Origin of the sequence: uncultured Shewanella sp. (assembly GCF_947495455.1) — a bacterium.
In the GTDB taxonomy this organism is placed as follows: Bacteria; Pseudomonadota; Gammaproteobacteria; order Enterobacterales; family Shewanellaceae; genus Shewanella.
Window position 1 is genome coordinate 1 of record NZ_CANLZC010000076.1, and the last position, 20,345, is coordinate 20,345.

The 20,345-nt window shown below is 40.9% G+C and carries 14 protein-coding genes; 8 read left to right on the top strand and 6 right to left on the bottom strand.

Annotated features, from left to right (window positions below):
• Positions 1 to 140: 140 nt before the first annotated feature.
• From exeM (Q0791_RS17530) to Q0791_RS17545, 4 genes are all read right to left on the bottom strand, one after another.
• A complete protein-coding gene (gene exeM, locus Q0791_RS17530) occupies positions 141 to 2,840 on the bottom strand; it encodes an extracellular exonuclease ExeM (protein WP_299009097.1) in 2,700 nt (899 codons plus the stop codon).
• Between the two features lie 271 nt (positions 2,841 to 3,111).
• On the bottom strand, positions 3,112 to 5,823 hold the full coding sequence (gene exeM / locus Q0791_RS17535; protein WP_299009099.1) for an extracellular exonuclease ExeM: 2,712 nt from the start codon (positions 5,821 to 5,823) through the stop codon (positions 3,112 to 3,114).
• 369 nt (positions 5,824 to 6,192) lie between these two features.
• Complete coding sequence (locus Q0791_RS17540; protein WP_299009101.1) at positions 6,193 to 6,843, bottom strand: response regulator transcription factor; 651 nt, start codon at positions 6,841 to 6,843, stop codon at positions 6,193 to 6,195.
• Between the two features lie 141 nt (positions 6,844 to 6,984).
• Positions 6,985 to 7,590 carry a DUF2238 domain-containing protein gene (locus Q0791_RS17545; RefSeq protein WP_299009103.1) on the bottom strand — a complete coding sequence of 202 codons (606 nt, stop codon included), beginning with the start codon at positions 7,588 to 7,590 and terminating at the stop codon, positions 6,985 to 6,987.
• A 138-nt stretch (positions 7,591 to 7,728) separates the two neighbouring features.
• Between Q0791_RS17545 and serA the strand changes: the two genes are divergently transcribed.
• From serA to Q0791_RS17560, 3 genes are all read left to right on the top strand, one after another.
• Positions 7,729 to 8,958 (top strand): phosphoglycerate dehydrogenase, encoded by a 1,230-nt coding sequence (gene serA / locus Q0791_RS17550; RefSeq protein ID WP_299009106.1) that lies wholly within the window; start codon positions 7,729 to 7,731, stop codon positions 8,956 to 8,958.
• A 113-nt stretch (positions 8,959 to 9,071) separates the two neighbouring features.
• Positions 9,072 to 10,028 carry a tRNA-modifying protein YgfZ gene (ygfZ, locus tag Q0791_RS17555; protein ID WP_299009108.1) on the top strand — a complete coding sequence of 319 codons (957 nt, stop codon included), beginning with the start codon at positions 9,072 to 9,074 and terminating at the stop codon, positions 10,026 to 10,028.
• 107 nt (positions 10,029 to 10,135) lie between these two features.
• Positions 10,136 to 10,396 carry a DUF5062 family protein gene (locus Q0791_RS17560; protein WP_299009111.1) on the top strand — a complete coding sequence of 87 codons (261 nt, stop codon included), beginning with the start codon at positions 10,136 to 10,138 and terminating at the stop codon, positions 10,394 to 10,396.
• Positions 10,397 to 10,507: 111 nt separating this feature from the next.
• Here the strand turns inward: Q0791_RS17560 and Q0791_RS17565 are convergent, their stop codons facing one another.
• Together Q0791_RS17565 and Q0791_RS17570 are read right to left on the bottom strand one after the other, a co-directional pair.
• Positions 10,508 to 11,068 (bottom strand): hypothetical protein, encoded by a 561-nt coding sequence (locus Q0791_RS17565; RefSeq protein ID WP_299009113.1) that lies wholly within the window; start codon positions 11,066 to 11,068, stop codon positions 10,508 to 10,510.
• 434 nt (positions 11,069 to 11,502) lie between these two features.
• Positions 11,503 to 16,056, bottom strand: coding sequence for a biotin carboxylase N-terminal domain-containing protein (locus tag Q0791_RS17570; RefSeq protein ID WP_299009115.1), 4,554 nt, complete (start codon positions 16,054 to 16,056; stop codon positions 11,503 to 11,505).
• Positions 16,057 to 16,178: 122 nt separating this feature from the next.
• On the opposite strand from Q0791_RS17570, the gene Q0791_RS17575 reads away from it, so the two are divergent.
• From Q0791_RS17575 to gshB, 5 genes are all read left to right on the top strand, one after another.
• Entirely contained in the window at positions 16,179 to 17,090 is a 912-nt protein-coding gene (locus tag Q0791_RS17575) for a LysR family transcriptional regulator (protein ID WP_299009118.1), read from the top strand.
• A 15-nt stretch (positions 17,091 to 17,105) separates the two neighbouring features.
• Positions 17,106 to 17,681 carry a SprT family zinc-dependent metalloprotease gene (locus Q0791_RS17580; protein ID WP_299009120.1) on the top strand — a complete coding sequence of 192 codons (576 nt, stop codon included), beginning with the start codon at positions 17,106 to 17,108 and terminating at the stop codon, positions 17,679 to 17,681.
• Positions 17,682 to 17,869: 188 nt separating this feature from the next.
• Positions 17,870 to 18,568 carry an endonuclease gene (locus Q0791_RS17585; protein ID WP_299009145.1) on the top strand — a complete coding sequence of 233 codons (699 nt, stop codon included), beginning with the start codon at positions 17,870 to 17,872 and terminating at the stop codon, positions 18,566 to 18,568.
• 12 nt (positions 18,569 to 18,580) lie between these two features.
• On the top strand, positions 18,581 to 19,312 hold the full coding sequence (gene rsmE / locus Q0791_RS17590) for a 16S rRNA (uracil(1498)-N(3))-methyltransferase (RefSeq protein WP_299009123.1): 732 nt from the start codon (positions 18,581 to 18,583) through the stop codon (positions 19,310 to 19,312).
• 63 nt (positions 19,313 to 19,375) lie between these two features.
• Positions 19,376 to 20,323: a glutathione synthase gene (gshB, locus tag Q0791_RS17595; protein WP_299009126.1), complete on the top strand. Its 948-nt coding sequence runs from the start codon at positions 19,376 to 19,378 to the stop codon at positions 20,321 to 20,323.
• The last annotated feature ends 22 nt before the right edge of the window (positions 20,324 to 20,345 follow it).

The following is a 20,345-nucleotide window of genomic DNA, read 5'->3' on the forward strand; positions in this document are numbered from 1 at the left end:
CTAGAGATAGGACTCGGATTTTGACGCATTTAAACGATCAGTCAACCGATCAATAAATCGTTAAATGATCGGCATTAGAGCCTATGGCTCCCTATTTCTATAACGCATTAATACACATGATTATCGATAAAGGCGTGTGATTAACGCTTACGACGTGAAAGTCCAAATAAGGATAATAAGCCCAAGCCTAAGAAGCCCAGCGATCCACCGTCACTCGTCGGTTTAGTGCCCGTATCAGGCTCTGGCTCAATCTCTGGCGCTTCCTCTGTATAATCTAACGCTATAATCACAGGATCGTGATCTGATGCAGAAAAGGCATTATAAGATTTTTCTAATTTTCCAGTATACTTACTTGAATATTCAAACAGATTCGACTCAACCGAATTGATATGCCAATCTTCAATGGCAACCATACGCTCAGCGACACTGGCATTACCTAAAGCATGATCCAGATTACCTAACTCGCCATTATAAGTGTACGAATAAGTCGCGGCACCGTGAGCTTGAGTATTTAGATTAATAAAGCCGTAGCCTTGCTTGATCTCGCGACCTTCGACATCAAAAGGCTCACCCCCTAATGTGGTGTGAGAAGCAGTATAAATTGCATTTTCTGAAGTTTCAGCGTCATAGTCGGTTAACACTCGAACCGGATCTTCCATGCCATAAGCATTCAAATCACCGATAATCAGAATATCCCCTTCGACCTCACTTAAGGCATCGCCAATTACAGTCGCCGCTGATACACGAAACTCATTACAACGCCCTTGTAGATCAACTGGATCCTCCGTTTCTTCCCCCGCTAACCAATCTTCTAAACAAGCTGAGCCCTTAGATTTAAAATGGTTCACAACAACCGTTAAGCTTTCATCATTAACAGTAAAAGTTTGACCTAAACTATGGCGCTGATATTTTTCATATTCAGGGTTATTCTCTGCATTATCACCCTCGCCACGACTAACCACGCCTGCTGCTGCATGTTGCTCAGGTGTTTCAATGACAAAGGCATCCCCTGCAGGTGTCACTGTATTTGGACGATATAGCATGCCCACCGTAATGGCATCTGAGCCTAAATATTGGCCGTCTTTTTTGTCCGCATCGGTGATCTCAATAAATTGATAAGCTTGATCTTTATCAAGTTCGGCATTTAACGCTGTTAATAGATTTTGAATGGCACTGTTATCACCAAAACCATTATTTTCAATTTCCATTAAGCCAACAATATCGGCATTCATGGCCAAAATAGCATTGACAATTTTCGTGCGCTGAAGAAGCATTTCTGCTACACCAGTCGCCCCACGATTACTATTGCCCTCAGATGGATTGGCATCGCCATCAATGGCATTGGTAAAGAAATTCAGCACATTAAAACTGGCAACACGAATATCACCTAATGAAGCCGTCTCTGGAATTTCAACTCTATCGTTATTATGAATAAAGTGCGTTTCTTCCAATGCATTGGTGACCACTAAACGATATTGATTAAAGCCATAGCCAACCACACCTTCGATATCGGCAATGGTATCTCCCACACGAATATAGCCAGTCTCAGCATTAAACTCACTAAAATAAGGGATTTCACCCGCATCGGCTTTATAATCTGATTCAACAAACAATTGATTTTGGCTATTCGCCCCGGCTAAAGCAATAGCCTCTTCTGATAATGGGGCATACACTTGTGTCGGCTTCATTAAAGGCGCTTTATGTGATAGCACCATGTTGTTACGACCCGCATCATAATCATAACTAAAGCTGCGACTCACTAATAACTCACTGGTGGCTTCAAGCTTAATCTTCATGCCTTCAAAACGCTCCAGCGCTTCGGCTAGGCTATCACCTTCATTGACATAAAAACTCGTGGCGGCAAGCACATCACCTTGCTCGCCCACTTCCATTTTTTGCTCATCTTTGATATCAATTTGGGTCAGGCCATGGTATTCCTTCACTAAACCTTGCACACACACTTCAACCCCAGGTTGAATGCTCTCAGGGGCGGCTTCGCCTAAATAAACAAAAATACCGTCAGAGGTTTCAGCAATTCCATCGCCAGTTGCATCTTGTAAATAAAAACCTTTGTATAAACTCTCACCCCGTGCAGTCACTATGCCTTTAACCGTGACTTCGGTATCGGACTGCAATTGCTGCTCATCCAGAGTAAGCGCATCATCTTTGGTCACAAAGGGGCTATAAGCGCTCGAGCCTTGAACAGTGTAAATAGGCAGTATTGTTTGCCCCTCACAAGTAAAAGGCACTTCCTCTACAGGCGTTTCAATGGGCGTATCACCGCCAGCGGCACCAGCAAAAGTGCCTAGTCCAGAAAAGGTATCTTTGTCTAAGGCTGTCCACTGACTCTCAATAAAAGTGGTACTGCCACTCGTCACATCACTGCTGCGCGCTAAGGTGACATCTTTACCCCAACCACTGTCGGCAGGGACATCACCCACCACATCTACAACAATATCGCCGTTTAATAGGCCAACTGAATCACCACCATTAAATGTTAAGCTTCCTTCTAACACGTCAACCGATGCGTCGAGCCCTAAGTCTGCATTAGGATGAGCAATGACTTTTACCGCACCTGGCGCAATCTCACCAGAAAGAGAAATCGCATCACTTAACTCTGTCGCACCATCTTTATAACGAGCAATACTATAAGTCGATAAATCAACCGCGACTTCACCGGAATTATAAAGCTCAATGGCTTTATTACTCGCACTTCCCTCAACATATTCAGTAATGAAAACATCAGCCTGTGCCATTGTGGGCAACATAGCGGCAACAGCCGCCGAAATAATGGTGATCTTTGTGTTATGCATGTTTGTTTCAACCCCAGTTTTTATCATTAAATCGCCCATTGTGTGTTGAGCGTGAACGGGATTGTCACAGACTTTAACTGTTAAAAAAAGGTAAAATTTAATATTTTTAAAGGCGACAAATGAAAGGGTAAAGTTAAATAAAATAAAAGATGCGATAAAACAATTAGTTGATTAAGAATAGAACAAAAATGAAAAAAACCTGCCACACAGTTAACTGAATGAAATTCAAACAAAAGAAAGGGAGCAATAGGCTCCCTTTAAATAAACACTATGTAAAAACTGACTCTTTGCAAATTTATTAGTGCTTTCTACGTAAGAAGCCTAATATCGACAACAAACCTAGACCAAGAAAACCTAATGCTCCCCCGTCGTCGCTTTTCGCCTCACTAGTTTCTTCTTCCTCAGGTTCGGATTCCGTTACGGGATCTGCTACAGGATCCGTTACTGGGTCCGTTACTGGGTCTGGATCCGGCTCTGGCTCTGGTTCTGGTTCTGGCTCAGATCCTGTATAACTCAGCGCAATAATCACAGGATCATGATCCGATGCAGAAAAAGCATTTTCAGACTTCACAAGGGAACCGGTATACTCACTGGTGTACTCAAACATTGTCGACTCAAGGGAGTTAATATGCCAATCTTCAATCGCTACCATACGCTCAGCGACACTAGCATTACCTAAGGCGTGATCCAAATTACCTAGCTCGCCACTGTAAGTATAAGAATAAGTCGAAGTGCCGTGAGCTTGAGTATTTAGATTAATAAAGCCATAACCTTGCTCAATTTTACGTTTTTGGGCATCAAACACTTCGCCCGCTAATGTGGTGTGCGATGCCGTATAAATGTCATGACTCGATGTACTCGCATCAAAGTCTGTTAACACACGAATAGGATCTTCTAGGCCATAGGCATTCATATCACCAATAACCAGAATATCGCCTTCAATTGTTTTTAATGCCTCACCGATAACCGTTGCAGCAGAGACGCGAAATTCATTACAGCGACCTTGTAAATCAGCAGGATCGGCTTCATCCTCACCGGCAATCCAATCCTCTAGGCAAGCAGAACCTTTTGATTTTAAATGATTCACAACAACCGTAAGTGGTTCATCATTTACAAGGAAAGTTTGCCCTAAACTGTGGCGCTGATACTTATCATAAGCAGGATTATTCTCTGCATCATCGCCCTCACCACGACTAACAATGCCTTCTGCCGCATGTTGCTCTGGCGTTTCAATCACAAAAGCCTCACCTTCTGGTGTTACTTTTGCGCTGCGATATAACAACCCTACCGCAATGGCATCTGAGCCTAAATACTTGCCATCATATTTATCACTATCAGCGATTTCAATAAACTGATACTGATCTTCTTCATCAAGTTCGCTATTTAATGCCGTTAGTAAATGTTGAATGGCGCTGTTTTCGCCAAAGCCATTATTTTCAATTTCCATTAAACCAACAATATCGGCATTCATGGCAAGCAACGCATTTACGATTTTAGTGCGCTGCAAAATCATCTCTTCTTCCGATTCAGCGCCGCGATTACTGCCAGTAGGATTGGCATCGCCATCGATGGCATCGTTGAAGAAATTTAATACATTAAAGCTGGCAACACGAATATCACCTAAGGTTGCAGCCGAAGGTGTCTCCAATCTATCATCAAGGTGAATAAAATCGGTTTCAACAAGAGTATTGGTGGCAACGAGACGATACTGATCATAACTGTAACTGATCACCCCTTCTAAATTCACCAGCTGATCGCCAATACGGATATAACCTGTCTCAGCATTGAAATTATCAAAATAAGGCACCACGCCAGCGTCGGCTTTAAAATCGGATTCGACAATGAGCTGATTTTTACTGTTTGCTTCTGCTAACGCAATGGCCTCTTCAGACAGAGCAGGGTACACCTGTGTTGGTTTCATTAAAGGGGCTTTATGGGACAATACCATATTATTACGATAAGAATCGTAATCGAAACTGAAGTTTCGTGTGACCTTCATTTCACTTGCCAAATCCAGTTTGACATTCATGCCTTCAAAACGCTCTAACGCTTCATCCAAACTTTCACCTTCGGACACATAAAAAGCGGTGGCGGCAAGGATCTCACCTTGTTCACCCACTTCCATTTTCTTATCATCTTTAATGTCTATTTGAGTCAGGCCATAATATTCTTTTACTAAGCCTTGTACGCAAACTTCAACACCTGGCTGAATGGTATTCGGCGCAGCTTCATTTAAATAAACAAAAATACCATCCGATGTCTCACTCAGGCCGTCACCTTCAACGTCTTGCAAATAAAAGCCTTTAAATAGACTTTCCCCACGAGCAGTCACCACACCTTTAATGGTGACTTCATCTGTTGACTCATAACTTCCTTGTGCAATCAGTGGACTCGACTCTCCAGCGCCTTGCACAGTATAAATGGGAGTCAGAGTCGCACCTTCACAAGTAAAAGGATCTTCAACGGGTTCATCAGTATCGGTATCACCGACTGTTCCTAACCCTGAAAAAGTATCCTTGGCTAGGCTACTCCACTGAGTTTCATCAAATACAGTATTGGCAGCTAACGCATCAGAGTGCCTCTGTAATGTGACATCTTTACCCCAACTCGAAGGTGTGGGAACACTGCCAACAATATCGATAACGGTATCACCATTTAGCAGTGCAACAGCATCACCGCCATTAAAATTAAGGCTCTTCGTAATCGTATCAACATCTTCAGCTAATCCTAGATCAGCGCTGCCATGCGCTATCACCTTGATTGCACCAGCCGCTATTTGCTGCCCATCAAGAGAAATGGCATCACTAGGATCAGTAGCACCATCTTTATATCGAACGATAGAATAACCCGTTAAATCCGCGCTGGTTTCCCCCGTATTATAAAGCTCTATCGCTTTATTATAACTGCTCCCCTCAACATATTCGCTAATGATAATCTCAGCTTGTACCAAACTTGGCAACACCGCAGCCACGGCGAGTGAAGCAATGCTTCTTTTTGTTTTAAATTTCATTTTATCAACCCTACTGCTTTTATTATTTTGTCACCCATTTTTAGGTTGGGCGTAAAATAATTGTCACAGACTTGATTAACAAAAAAAAGAACACAACAATAAATTTACATTAAAAATAACGAGTACATGAATAAAAGAAGAGTATTAAGGGATCAAGTAACAGAAGAAATAAATGTTATTACAAATGAGAATTAAAACTTAACAATATGAATGTAAATAATTTATTGCTAATATTCATTAAAAGCAATCGTGAGTCTATCGCGATATTCTTTATAAATAAAAGTTTAAATATAAATTTAAATAATCTATATGGTGATTGAAAATTATTCAGTAATAATAAGAAAAAATGCATTGAAGAGAAAATAACAGCTAAAAATGACTTTGAAATGTTTGTGCCCAGCGTAATAATTCAACACGATTCCTTGACTCTGTTTTGCGATAAATAGACGACAAGTGCGCCTTTACTGTATGTTCACTGATACAAAGACGCTCTGCAATTTCTTTATTTCTTGCACCACTGGCCACTAATTGAATAATCGTTTTTTCTCGAGTTGTTAACAAGTGCAACGCTGCAACCGATTGAGGTGATAATCCCGCTGCCGAATCAGACTGCTCAATTAAATGCCGATAAACTTTACTTAATAGCGGCCTCTCATACCAAAGTTCATTTGCTATCATTTTACGCAATGCGGTTAATAACAGATCCATTCTTTGATCGGCAAACAAGACACCTCGAATACCTAACATGAGTGCGGATTCTGAATCTAGTGTATCTCTATCGACACAATATAGCGCCACAGGCACATGCTGCACAAGTTTCACGGCCGCTAATGGTATGCCATTATTATTTAACGCTGCTTTTTGCTGAGCAATCAGATAAAAGCGACTTTTGTTTTCCACTTCAAGTTGCTCAACTTTACTCACGACTCGAGTTTTAAAACCAATAGATTCAGCAAGAATAGCCAAATGGCAGGGGGACGTCATTTGATGAAGAAACACCAATTCATCGATATCTTCCATACTCTTTACCTTTGGCTTCAGCGAGGAAGGATCCATTTCCAAGAATAAGATTAACAACTAATCTTTAGTATAGGACAGGACGAGAACTTTACCCAAATGGGTATCATACCCAGCTTAAGTAAAGCCCTATTACACCTTTAATCACTCATTTTTTAAAGCCACTATTTGTCTATCTTGATAGCGAGAAAGCGTCACCAACGCCAATATGCCACCCAACAGTGCCATCAACATATCTGACTGTGTATCCCAAATATAACCTTGTGTACCCAAAAACGCTTCGGCGCCTTCTCCAGTTCCAACAGCAACCCACCACTCAATTAACTCATAAAAAGCTGACAAGGCTAAAACAAAACAACAGATCAAAAAAGGTCGCCAATAACTTTCCTTGATAACATTTAAACGAATAAACACTTCTCTCGCCAACATTGCGGGAACAAATCCCTGAGCCAGATGCCCTAGCTTGTCATAATTATTACGTCCCTTATTTGTCACCTCTGCCACCCAATCAAATAGAGGCACTTCAGCGTAAGTATAATGACCTCCGACCATTAGAATGATACAGTGAAGCAAAATTAATCCATAAGATAGTGTTGTTAATTTGAAAATTTTAAAAGTAAAAAATAAGATAGGTAAGGCAATAATCGCGGGCAGTACTTCTAAAAACCACGTAAATTGATCTTTAGGATTTATGCCAGACCATATCAAAACCACAAAGTAAGTTGTTAACCATAAGATCTTGTTATTCAATATGATTCCTCCTTAGATAATATTGTTCTAAATGTAAAACAAATACTTTAGCCATCCAGCCCTCCACACTGTAAATAAAAAATGTTACTTTATAGCTGATATTCGCAGAAACCAACACACTTAAAAGGTACTCACATCATGGCGCAATACTCGCTGGAAAAGGATAAAATCAAGATCCTGTTATTAGAAGGCGTTCATCAATCGGCTATTGACGTGTTTCAACGCGCTGGCTACACCAATATTGAATACCATAAAGCCTCTTTAGGAGAAGAAGCTTTACAAATAGCGATTAAAGATGCGCATTTTGTTGGATTACGCTCCCGTACTCAATTGACTGAAGAGGTGCTCAACAAGGCCGAAAAATTAGTCGGTATTGGCTGCTTTTGCATCGGCACTAACCAAGTCAATCTAAAAGCCGCTGAGAAACGGGGTATTCCAGTATTTAATGCACCTTTTTCCAATACTCGAAGTGTTGCTGAACTCGTACTGGGCCAGGCCATCATGTTATTACGAGGGATCCCTAAGCGAAATGCTGCGGCTCATCGAGGTGAATGGCTTAAAAATGCCATTGGCAGTTTTGAAGCCCGTGGTAAAACCTTAGGTGTTATTGGCTATGGCCATATTGGCACGCAATTAGGTATTTTAGCAGAAACCTTAGGCATGCAAGTTATCTTCTTTGATATTGAAGATAAATTACCTTTAGGCAATGCACAGCAAGTCCATTCCCTCGAAACGCTGCTGTCCAATGCCGATGTGATCAGTTTACATGTTCCAGAAACACCACAAACAAAGAACATGATAAGCGAGCAAGAATTTACTCAAATGCGCAAAGGCAGTATCTTTATTAACGCTTCTCGCGGTACTGTCGTTGATATTCCAGCCCTTGCGGATGCAATTAAATCAGAGCACCTTGCTGGCGCCGCCATCGATGTGTTCCCCGTTGAACCAAAATCCAACAAGGATGAATTTATCAGTCCACTACGTGGATTCGATAATGTCATTTTGACACCACATGTCGGCGGTAGCACATTAGAAGCACAAGAAAACATAGGTATAGAAGTTGCGGGTAAATTAGCCAAATACTCAGATAATGGCTCAACAATGACAGCCGTCAATTTCCCTGAAGTGTCGCTAGCACAGCATTCTGGAACCTCACGTTTACTGCATATTCACCACAATAAGCCTGGTATTTTAATTAAAATTAACCAAGCTTTTTCTGAGCAAGGCATTAACATCGCTGCGCAGTACTTACAAACAACGGCTAACATCGGTTATGTGGTCATGGAAGTTGACTCAGATCAAGGCAATAAAGCCTTAGAACAAGTAAAACTCATTGAAGGCACAATTCGAGCTCGAATATTGCGTTAATCACTCTTTCTAATCAAGCACTCTTTTGAGTGCTTTTATTTTTAGATATTGCACCTAGCTCAATTAAGGTTACAATCGATACACTTGCAAATAGATGAAATGTCGGAAGCCCAATGAATAGCCTTCTCACACAACCCAACGAAACACTATCCTCCACTCAACTTCGCATTAGTCCACTCACTCATTTCGGCCTAATGAAAATCACAGGAGAGCAACGACATAGCTTTATTCAAGGGCAAGTTACAACCGATATTGAAACCTTAGGAAAAGACCAATGGCACTGGGGTGCACACTGCGATCCCAAAGGCAAAATGTTAGCCAGTTTTCGCGCGTTTAACTTCAATGATGCGTTACTACTACTAATGCCTAAAACAACACTAAAAGCTGACCTAGAACAACTTGCTAAATATGCGGTATTCAGTCAAGTGGAAATCACCGAAGTACATAATGAATATAGGCTGCTTGGGATCAGTGGTACACAGGCATCAGCTTGGATAACAGAGCAATTTGGTGATATCACTTCTAACATCACCCCTCTAAACAACACTATTATTCTTCGAGATGGTCATGGTTTTATTCTCATGCTTCCAACTGATGAAGCCAAGAGTATTATTGATAATAATGAAGGGATATTGTCCACCAAAGAAACATGGCAAGCACTTGAGATCAGTGCGGGCTATCCTAATCTCGATCTGATCCACCAAGGATTATTCGTTCCACAAATGTGCAACTTACAGGCCATCAATGGCATTAGTTTTACAAAAGGTTGTTACATGGGACAAGAAACCATTGCGAGAATGAAGTATCGAGGTGGTAATAAACGTGCACTCTACATTATTTCAGGCTCCACAGAGCAAAATATCTCGCTAGAAAGTCAATTAGAAATTGCCTTAGATGAAGAAAATTACCGTAATGCAGGAAAAATAATTGAATATGTGCAAGAAGGTAACAAGGTATTATTAACAGCAGTTTTGGCAAATGATACGCCTAATGACGCCATTTTACGCTTTAAAGGCGATCATCAAGCCCTTTTAAACATTCAAACATTACCTTATTCTTTAGAAGAGTAACACTTTGATATTGTTAAATAATGATATCTCAGCCGAGTAAAGTCTATCGATTACTTGTATCAATCAGCTACAGCTTACGCACATAGCGACAAACAGGGAAACAACATATGAAAACAGGAAAAAATGATGGAAAACTGTTAAAACTCGCAATAGAGATTGGTGTTGGTTATGCTAAAAAAAGAGGATATGCTGATTTTGATAAAGGTATTTCCTCTAAAGATAAAGTAGAGTGTATTTATCGCCTTCTCGTCAAAGATAAACTCATCCAGCCCCTTGCCACTGACAAGGAAGATGGCCCCAATATGAAGCATAAGCTGATTTTATGGATAAGCCGACAATTGCCTGAAGACCATCCATTATTGAAATAACCAAACGGCTAGTCAAATATTTATGGGGGGAGTGACACTCCCCCTCACGATAATCACATTTTTATAAAAAATGAGTACAAGCAACATGGCTTTAACTCAGAACAGAAAAAGTCACCCCACTTTTTCGCTGTCCAATTGATAAGTATAAATGCCACCCTCAGCCATACTATCAAATTCACTAGCAATACTATCTTGAATTGCATCCCTATTGATATCAAACATGAAATGAATATAAGTCTCAAATTTGTTCTTTTTCATCTCAGATGAAAAAGCAAAATCATTACCGGAAACTTGATCAATTGCTGTCGGGATCTGATTATTGTCAACATCTCTTGCTGAGATCACTTTCAATTCTTTGCGGATTAAATCGATAGAAACGCAAGCTGTACCATTGCGGCTAGCCCCATGGTCATCATTGAAAAAGGTTAACTCTATATAAACATGACCAATATTATTATTAGAAGATTTGAAACGATTCAAGGTACTTGAAATAATATAAGTCAATGGTGAAGTCTTACCAAAAAGGTAAAAATCATGAATATCATTTCTGAAAAAACCTCGACGCATAAAATCGTAAGGGCAGCCTTTAACAGCAATTTCTCCTACATGTTTAAATCCATTAATATCAGTAATATCCTGATGTTGATTTGCCTTTACATTAGATATGTACATCAAATGTGTCTCTCAAAGAAATAACATGAATACTTAAAAAGTCGTATTCAATACCGATTAAAAATTAATTATTGTTAGAAATAGGATACTGGTTATTGAAACAGAGTGTTCTTATACCCAAAAAATAATGACGCATAATAACACAAAAAAACCATATAAATAAACTTAAACCACCTACAATTTACAGTAAAGCCAAAAACAAAACATTATTAAGACAATAAAAAACCATAAGAATCAAAAATAATTAGAAAATAAAAATATTGGATAATTATTTGTTAAAAATAATTATTAAAAATAATTACAGAAACCTAATAGTTACAAATAAAACAATTTGTAACTACATCAGGTAAAAAAATATCCACTTTAAAAGACTTAAAGTGGATATTTATCTTACATTCCAATGAATAATTAGAAAATAAATCCTCTGTTATTCATTAACTCTCAATAGGGGAGACGACGAATAACAAGTCATTTTGTGATACTTGCTGGCCATTACTATTAAGAATACGTTCGATACTGTATTTTTTATCTTCTGGATAAAGTACCGCATTTTGACGGTTAAAGCCTGCAAGTGTTACTTGAGAGAACATTTTCATCGCTTCTGTTAATGCCAATGTTTGATCAACAGTAACGATATCCCCTTCTTTAACAAAGTCAGCTTCTCCTGGCGCTGGCGAAGTATAGAAAATGCCGGCACCTTGCGCTAACACTTTCAGCTCATTACTACCACCAACACGCAACGACTCAGTATCCACACTCACAGTATCGGCAGCGGCTTCCATCTCAGCAATCAACTCTGGAATATCAAGTTCAGCCATCAAACGTGGTAAATAGTTAGTATCATAAACACCTTTATTGAAGGTCTCATCTTTCAAAATACGCTTCAACAATGGAATGTTAGTGGCAATGCCTTTCAGTACGACAGAATCTAAATATTCATACAGTTTAGTGACCACATCCTCACGACTTTCGCCACGACAAATGATCTGTGCAATCAAACTATCATAATAAGGAGAAACTTCCTTATCACTGGCCGCAATAGAAATAATCTCTATATCGTCCCGCTCTGGCATCACACATTCTGTGATCATGCCAGGGTTAGGTTGCAGCTGTAAAATACCATCACTGTCCAATGCCGCTTTTTCAGCTGTCACACGCACTTCAATAGCATAACCTTGAGATACAGGCTCTAACTTCTCAATTGAACGTCCTGCGGCAATATCAAACTGGGCGCTAACAATATCGATACCTGAAGTGGCTTCAGTTACAGGATGCTCAACCTGTAAACGGGTATTCATTTCCATGAAATACACTTCGTTTTCGTCAAGGTTATAAATAAACTCAACGGTACCCGCTCCCATATAATCAGTCGCATCACCTAATGCACGAGTATACTCAAGGACTTTTTCTTGAAGATCCGCAGGCAACATGGTTGAACCAGACTCTTCAATGACCTTTTGGTTATTACGCTGTACAGAGCAATCACGTAGACCCAATACTTTCGTATTGCCAAATTGATCACGTAAGAGTTGCACTTCGATATGGCGCAAGCTAGTCACATACTTCTCAAGGTATAAGTCACCATTACCAAATGCGGCCGCCGCCTCAGTTGAAGTCCGTTGGAATAGCCCAATCATATCACTGGGATGTTCGACAACTTGAATACCTTTACCACCACCACCTTGTACGGCTTTAAGCAGAACAGGATAACCAATCTCATTGGCCACATTCACCGCCTGCTCGGCATTATTTAAAATACCATGGCTACCTGGCACGACAGGGACATTCTGAGACTGTGATGTCTTAATGGCATTCGACTTGTTGCCCATTGTTGTCATGCTTTGTACGCTAGGACCGACGAAGTTAACACCATTATTGACACATAATGCCGCAAATTGTGGACTTTCAGATAAGAAGCCAATACCAGGATGAAGTGCGTCGACATTCTCATATTCAGCGACTTTTAATACCGAATAGGCATTCAAATAACTTTCATCAGAAGTATTACCACCAATACACACAAGCTTATCGTTTGCTTTTAGCATATCAGCAGGAATGGATGTCATGTCAGGATCCGATGCCACTAAAACAACATTGATATTGTTATCATGGGCCTTACGAATTAACTTAACCGCAGTACAGCCACGAGCATGAACCAACACTTTATTGATAGGTTTCATCAAGCCACGTGGGTCGTCTTGCACAATTTCTTGATCAGCAATAGAAGCTTCAGGAACCAGTGTTGACAAGGCATTAGAGATCACACTCTCAATATTCATTGTCGGCTTTGGCATCAAAGGATCGATACTTGAAAGCTGATCATCTATGGTATTGCTAAATGGGTTTGTCACTAAACCGTGCATCGCACCTGGAACTTTAGACAAATAATTTGACAAGGTCGAAGTCGAAGGCAAGTAAGCAGGCACAACCATTTGCCCAGCAAAAGGCATATTCGTCCCTGATAGATAATAAGTCTGCACCAAAGGATGCGTCACAAAACTGGCTTGCGCGCCACCGGTACAATCGCCATAACCAAACATGAGCACAGGCAACTCATTATCACGAATGAAACGAGTGATCCTGTCATTAACCACCGCCATAGAGAAAAGTGCAGCCGCCCCTTCTTTGGTTTGCATACCACCCGAACTGATAAAACAAATCACAGGAAGCTTACGCTTGGCACACTCAATTAATAGCGCACTGAATTTTTCAGCACTGGCCATATCAAATGCACCCGCTTGGAAAGCCGTATTAGACACAGCGACACCGACGCGCATGTGCTGATCACCACTTTCAAAATCCGCTAAGCCAGTAATTAAACCGCAAGGACGAATGCCTCTGTCTAACGCATCTTCAATTGATAATCTAAAACCTGGGAAGTTCAACAAGTTAGCGGAAATTTTATCGCCATTAATTTCTTCAAATTGAGTGAAGAATTTGTCAACGATAGCGCTCCAAGTCATTTTACCCGCACGTTTTTCATCACGTAGCACTTTCTGGATCAACAAATCTTGGTAACCCATTGTCAAACGGTTCCAAAAATCTTTTCGGCGACCAATTCGAACAGGGTTAATCGCACCTGTATATTCGTTACTTTCCTCTTCACTGTCGAAATATTCTGGCAATAAACGCTCAAAGAAGTAAGTTAAAATAACGAACAAACTGTCATTTAATTGAGGGAATCCAACACTTTTCCATTGCTCAGTACGGGTCAATAATTCACCCCGATTTGACTGAGACATGAAATATTTCAACCATTTATAAAACTTACTCTTGTCATTCGGTACATCTTGAGTCGAAATAGCCGAATCAATAGAGTCGTGTAATAAATTATTAACAGAACCTCGTGCCAAACTTTTTGACATCATAGCTTCTTTAGCAATCGACGCTAAATTACCCACGACATTGTCATATAAAGCATTAAAAATAAGAATGTTACGACATTGCCAAATAAAATCTTCACGTAAATCTTCATGCTGAATAACATCAAGAACCGTTAATTTATTCAGCTCAGGCCAGTCCGCTTGTTTCACGGCATCAGGTAAACTTTCAAGATGTTGGATCAAACCTTTAAAGTTATTCTCTGCATTACCTTTCCAGCGATGAAAAAGAGACCAACCAATATTGAAAATAAGCGCCTTACGCGCCTTCTTATAATTCTCTTTCGGCTCACCTAAAATGAAACGTGTCAACATATTACGCTCTGTTGAAACGTCTTCACGCTTAGCAATAAAGTTGCCCCAAAGTTTATTTAGATCTTCATCATAAACCAGTTTATCTGGGCTTGATAACCAAGACTGGAACACACGATGTTGTTCTTGTGCAATCCGCTCAAGTAAGTCACCTTCCGGTACACTCACCTTAGATAAACGACCATATTGCTCTTGTGAAATCGAATGAATACGGCTACGAAGCGTTAAATAACGTAAATAACGATAAGCACTACCAAACAAGTTAAAATACATGGTTGGGTTTGTCGCAACAGCCAATTCAGCATTCACTTCTAAGGCCGTTAAGCTTTTAGAAGGTTTTAAAAAGCGCGCTAAACTGCGGTCATAATGCTCACGTAAATCATCAGATTCACGCACAAACTGCATCGCTGCCTGCTCAATCGCTTCAATACTGCTGATAATGGCTCGGCGTAAGTTATGTTGACGCTCATCTTTATCACTTGGAGAGAAATCAATAATACCGTCAATGCAGCCAGCGGTGTAAAGCTCTTCTGGCGATACGCCAACAGACTTGGCACATTCTTGCCAAGATAAATTATACTTTCGAGCGATACTTTGTAGGCCTTGAGGCTGAATAGTATTAAAAATACCATCACGTAGTGACAATAAGATATTCGCCGCAGCCAAAGGAATGGCGCCGCCAGAATAACCGGCACCAATAACAATACCGACTGTTGGCACATCCACATTGGCACTTTCAGCAATCGCCTTTGAAATAGAATGAGCTTGGTTTTGACTATTGGCTATTTCGCCCGCATCGGCACCGGGTGTATCGATAAGATACACAATTGGCATACCCAGCTCAGCAAAATGACGAATGGCTTTGCACGCGGCTAAATGATGCTCTGGCATCCAAGCACCATTGGCCGTTGTTCGCTCTTGTGCGATGAAACCAATACGGCGCGCACGAGAGCCAAAGTTCAACTCAACCTCTGCACTATAAAAAGAACCAATATGGGTTTCGGTCACCAGCTTGCCTTTCAGATCGGCAATAACACGTTTTGCGCCAAAACGGTTTTTATCTTGTGTAGGCTGAATAACCTTAGTGACGTATTCATCAACATCAAGTTGAGAAAGACTTTTTAGATTACTTTCAATGGCTTCATCATTTAAAAGCCCCTTAATCTCTTCGGACAAGGTTTGCTTACTGTGCTCAGGAAATAATGAGAAGTCTTTGGCCAATTGTTCCGCTTTTAAAAAAAGCGGATCGGCGCTAACGACCTGAGTCTGGTTCGTGGGCTTGTCTGTGCTGGTCATCTAAAGATCCTCTGCTTAGCCTCAAAAAAATTTTTAGCCCGTGAATATAACTTTGTTATCATGTCAAATACCATTAAACTAAGCTAGACGCTTTGTTCCATTTTTGAGACAGTGACAATAAGATGCCAGATTTAAACGGTATGATGCTGTTTGCCGCCGTTGTTAGAGCGAAAGGATTCTCTCAAGCTGCTCGCGAAACAGGCATGCCAAAATCAACGATTAGCCGTAAGGTTGCCCAACTTGAAGAGCAACTGGGCGTTCGCTTACTTCAACGAAATACACGCAGTTTGAGTCTGACTCAAGTCGGTGCACTTTTTTTTCAACACTGTACGAGTATAAGTGATGAGCTAGAAGCTGCCAAAGCGACCATAGAAAACACCCATAATAATGTCTCAGGCTCACTACGTATTGCCATTCCCGTTTCCTTTAGCCAAGAACTCATCGCTCATCTGTGTAGCGGTTTTATGCGCCTTTACCCCAATATTGAACTGGATGTTCAATTCACCGATAATGACGTCAGTCTCGTCGGTGAAGGCTATGACATTGCCATCAAATATGGGCCATTACAGTCTTCCGATTTAATCGCTCGCTTACTCTTTGAGCGTCAATCACTCCTTGTCGCCAGCCCTAATTACTTAAGCAGTCACGGCACACCTGCAACACCAAAAGATTTAGCGCAACACCAAGGCATTTTACTGGGGACTTCTCGCTCAGCCCCCATTTGGCCGCTAGGCAAAGGCCAAGCCAAAACTATGATCAATTTTAAAAAGAAGGTCAGAGTCAACAGTGCTGTCATGGTAAAACAACTGGTACTCGATGATTTTGGCATTGCTATGCTATCTCGCTCTGTATGCCAAGGGGAGTTAGCCAGTGGGCGCTTGATGCCATTATTACCTGACTGGCCTATTGAAGCCTTTAAGGTCTATGGCGTCTATTCTAGCAAACGACAGCTTGCCACTAGCATCAAAGCATTTCTTGATTTTTTTCATCAACGTTTTACTCATCAAGAATCATTGCAGTCTTTAATGATGTAATATGAAAAAGTGATAATGAAAACACTCAAATCAATGGTCAAAAAAGCGCAATATACAATGCACCAAGCTATTGCGCCAACACCACCAAGTTTACAGCCAGCTTCAGGTGTACTCACTCCGCTGCAGCAAGCGATTATCGACAAAGTCGAAGTTTGCTATCAAGAGGCAGAGTTGCAATTAGCCTTACATTTTCCCAGGCCCACAGTTGGCTTTAAGCTTAGAGGAAAATGTGCAGGCATGGCACACTTGCATCACAATCATCTCAGATTTAATCCTAAGTTATTAGTGAATAACAGCCACGCTTTCTTAACTGAAGTTGTCCCTCACGAAGTCAGTCACTTACTGGTTTATCAACTCTTTGGAAAAGTCAAACCTCATGGTAAAGAATGGCAAAATATCATGGTGAAGCTTTTTAACCTTTCTCCTCAAACGACCCATAATTTTGATATTAGTGATTCAACACAACCGCAATTTCTCTATCAATGCCATTGCGGTACAATCAAGCTATCTCTGCGCCGCCATAACAAAGTCGTCAGAGGCCAAACACAATACCTTTGTCGCCGTTGTAAAACCCAATTAAGTCCCCTTTAATAAAAAGGATATTAAGCGTAAAAAGAGATAATTAGGTAAACTGTTGGCGATAAAATTAAACAATAAAATATCCATTGCTCAGCCTAAGACAATCCCTTATTATCCTCTTCATTTAACACACCATAAGTCCATCATTTGGAGTTCATTTGAAAGCCGCTTTTTTAACATCTTTACTGACGATTTGCCTAATGAGCTTCTCGTCTACCACTACCGCTTCTCCCGCTCACCCTAGCAGCTTTACTCAAGCCAAAAAGCTCGCCAAAAAAATGTATGCGACACAATTACCCCATACTAGCTTTTACTGCGGTTGCGACATTAATATTAAAGGCAAGAAATGGAACCCTGATTTTTCCAGCTGCGGCTATCAAATCAGAAAACAAAAAATCCGTGCAGAGCGCATCGAGTGGGAACACATAGTCCCAGCCTGGGAGTTTGGTCATCAAAAGCAATGCTGGCAAGAAGGCGGACGTAAAAACTGTAAACAAGACAGTGAATTTAGAAAAATGGAAGCCGATCTGCATAACTTAGTCCCAGCTATCGGAGAAGTGAACGGCGATCGCAGTAATTTCCGTTTCAGCCAATGGAATGGTCAAGCCAAACAATACGGACAATGCCATATGATTGTCGATTTTAAAGCGCGAAAAGTTGAGCCTCCTGTCAACACTCGAGGTAAAATCGCGCGCACTTATCTCTATATGAAAAAAAAATATGGCCTCACAATCGCAAAGAGCCAATTAAAATTGTTTAATGCTTGGGACAAGACTTACCCTGTTGATAAAATGGAATGTCAACGTGACAAAGAAATTGCTAAAATTCAGGGCAATCATAATCCATTCGTCAGTCGTCACTGTGGCCCTAAAGGCGGCCAACAAAAAGTAGCAAAGTAAGGCATTAATTCTATGAGAATTCCAAGAATATATCACTCCTCACCGCTCACCATAGCACAAGAGTGTCAACTGGACGAAGAGGCAGCAGTCCATGTGGGACGAGTGCTGCGTATGACAGAAGGTGAACAAGTCAGCTTGTTTAATGGTGATGGCAATGACTACTTAGCTAACATTCAAGCCGCATCAAAAAAAAATGTCACTGTCCTTATCACCTCATCGACAATAAACCGAAGTGAATCTCCCCTCAACTTGCATTTAGGGCAAGTGATCTCTCGTGGCGACAGAATGGACTTTACCTTACAAAAATCCGTTGAACTGGGCGTCAATACCATCACTCCACTGTTTTCTGAGCGCTGTGGCGTCAAACTCCATGGTGAGAGGTTGGATAAAAAAATTCAGCAATGGCAAAAAATCGTCATTAGTGCTTGTGAACAATCCGGCCGCAGTCACGTCCCTATCGTGCGGCCAGCCATGTCTTTAACGGATTGGTGCAGTGAAAAATCCGACGCCATTAAACTGAATTTACATCCCAGAGCCAGTCATGGCATTAATGCACTTAAATTACCAACAAAACGCATTCGCCTCTTAATTGGTCCAGAAGGCGGCTTATCAAACAGCGAAATCAAGATGACAGCCGAGCACCAGTTTACCGATATTTTATTAGGCCCCAGAGTATTAAGAACAGAAACGGCAGCACTATGCGCCATTAGCGCACTGCAACTCAAGTTCGGGGACTTAAGTTAATTGAACAATTATTTCAGCACAGATTTTCATCGTATCAAATGTATTAAATAAAGGAATCGCGTTATGATCAAACTGGGTATAGTGATGGACCCCATCCGTGATATCAATATCAAAAAAGACTCCAGCTTCGCTATGCTATTAGCTGCACAAGCACGCGGTTATCAATTGTTTTATATGGAAATGAAAGATCTCGCCATGGTCAATGGTCAAGCAAGAGCCAATATGAGTGCACTGACGGTGACTGCTGATGCAAGCAATTGGTATCAGCTCGGCACTGCGCAAGATTGTCCACTGGCCGATCTCGATGTCATCTTAATGCGCAAAGATCCTCCTTTTGATACCGAATTTATTTATGCCACTTACATGCTTGAAAGAGCAGAAGAGCAAGGCGTTTTAATTGTCAATAAGCCTCAAAGTTTACGTGACGCTAATGAAAAACTCTTTACTGCTTGGTTCGCTGAATTTACACCAGAAACCTTAGTCACTCGTGATGAAAATCGCATTCGTGCTTTTCATGAAAAACACAAAGACATCATACTTAAACCCTTAGATGGCATGGGTGGCAGCTCAATTTTCCGAGTAAAAGAGAGCGATCCTAATTTGGGTGTTATTATCGAAACCCTCACCAAACATGGGCAGGAATATGCAATGATCCAGGCTTTTATTCCCGATATTACCGCAGGGGATAAACGCATTTTAGTGGTTGATGGTGAGCCTGTGCCTTATTCTTTAGCGCGGATCCCTCAACAAGGTGAAACTCGGGGCAATTTAGCCGCCGGAGGACGCGGTGTCGCGCAACCTTTGTCAGACAGTGACTGGCATATTGCCAAAACTTTAGGTCCGAAGCTTAAAAAACGCGGGCTTATTTTCGTCGGCCTAGATGTGATCGGTGACAAACTCACTGAAATCAATGTCACCAGCCCCACTTGTATCAAGGAAATCGAAGCCGCTTTTGATGTCGATATTACCGGCATGTTAATGGATGCGATTGAAAGAAAGATAAACGAATAGCAATCTAAGTAATACTTATCTA

Bases quoted from the DNA above. Each gene is read 5' to 3' on its own strand.
- exeM (WP_299009097.1), bottom strand. From the start codon at position 2,840: ATGATAAAAACTGGGGTTGAAACAAACATGCATAACACAAAGATCACC.
- exeM (WP_299009099.1), bottom strand. From the start codon at position 5,823: ATGAAATTTAAAACAAAAAGAAGCATTGCTTCACTCGCCGTGGCTGCG.
- Q0791_RS17540 (WP_299009101.1), bottom strand. From the start codon at position 6,843: ATGGAAGATATCGATGAATTGGTGTTTCTTCATCAAATGACGTCCCCC.
- serA (WP_299009106.1), top strand. From the start codon at position 7,729: ATGGCGCAATACTCGCTGGAAAAGGATAAAATCAAGATCCTGTTATTA.
- ygfZ (WP_299009108.1), top strand. From the start codon at position 9,072: ATGAATAGCCTTCTCACACAACCCAACGAAACACTATCCTCCACTCAA.
- Q0791_RS17560 (WP_299009111.1), top strand. From the start codon at position 10,136: ATGAAAACAGGAAAAAATGATGGAAAACTGTTAAAACTCGCAATAGAG.
- Q0791_RS17565 (WP_299009113.1), bottom strand. From the start codon at position 11,068: ATGTACATATCTAATGTAAAGGCAAATCAACATCAGGATATTACTGAT.
- Q0791_RS17570 (WP_299009115.1), bottom strand. From the start codon at position 16,056: ATGACCAGCACAGACAAGCCCACGAACCAGACTCAGGTCGTTAGCGCC.
- Q0791_RS17575 (WP_299009118.1), top strand. From the start codon at position 16,179: ATGCCAGATTTAAACGGTATGATGCTGTTTGCCGCCGTTGTTAGAGCG.
- Q0791_RS17580 (WP_299009120.1), top strand. From the start codon at position 17,106: ATGAAAACACTCAAATCAATGGTCAAAAAAGCGCAATATACAATGCAC.
- Q0791_RS17585 (WP_299009145.1), top strand. From the start codon at position 17,870: ATGAGCTTCTCGTCTACCACTACCGCTTCTCCCGCTCACCCTAGCAGC.
- rsmE (WP_299009123.1), top strand. From the start codon at position 18,581: ATGAGAATTCCAAGAATATATCACTCCTCACCGCTCACCATAGCACAA.
- gshB (WP_299009126.1), top strand. From the start codon at position 19,376: ATGATCAAACTGGGTATAGTGATGGACCCCATCCGTGATATCAATATC.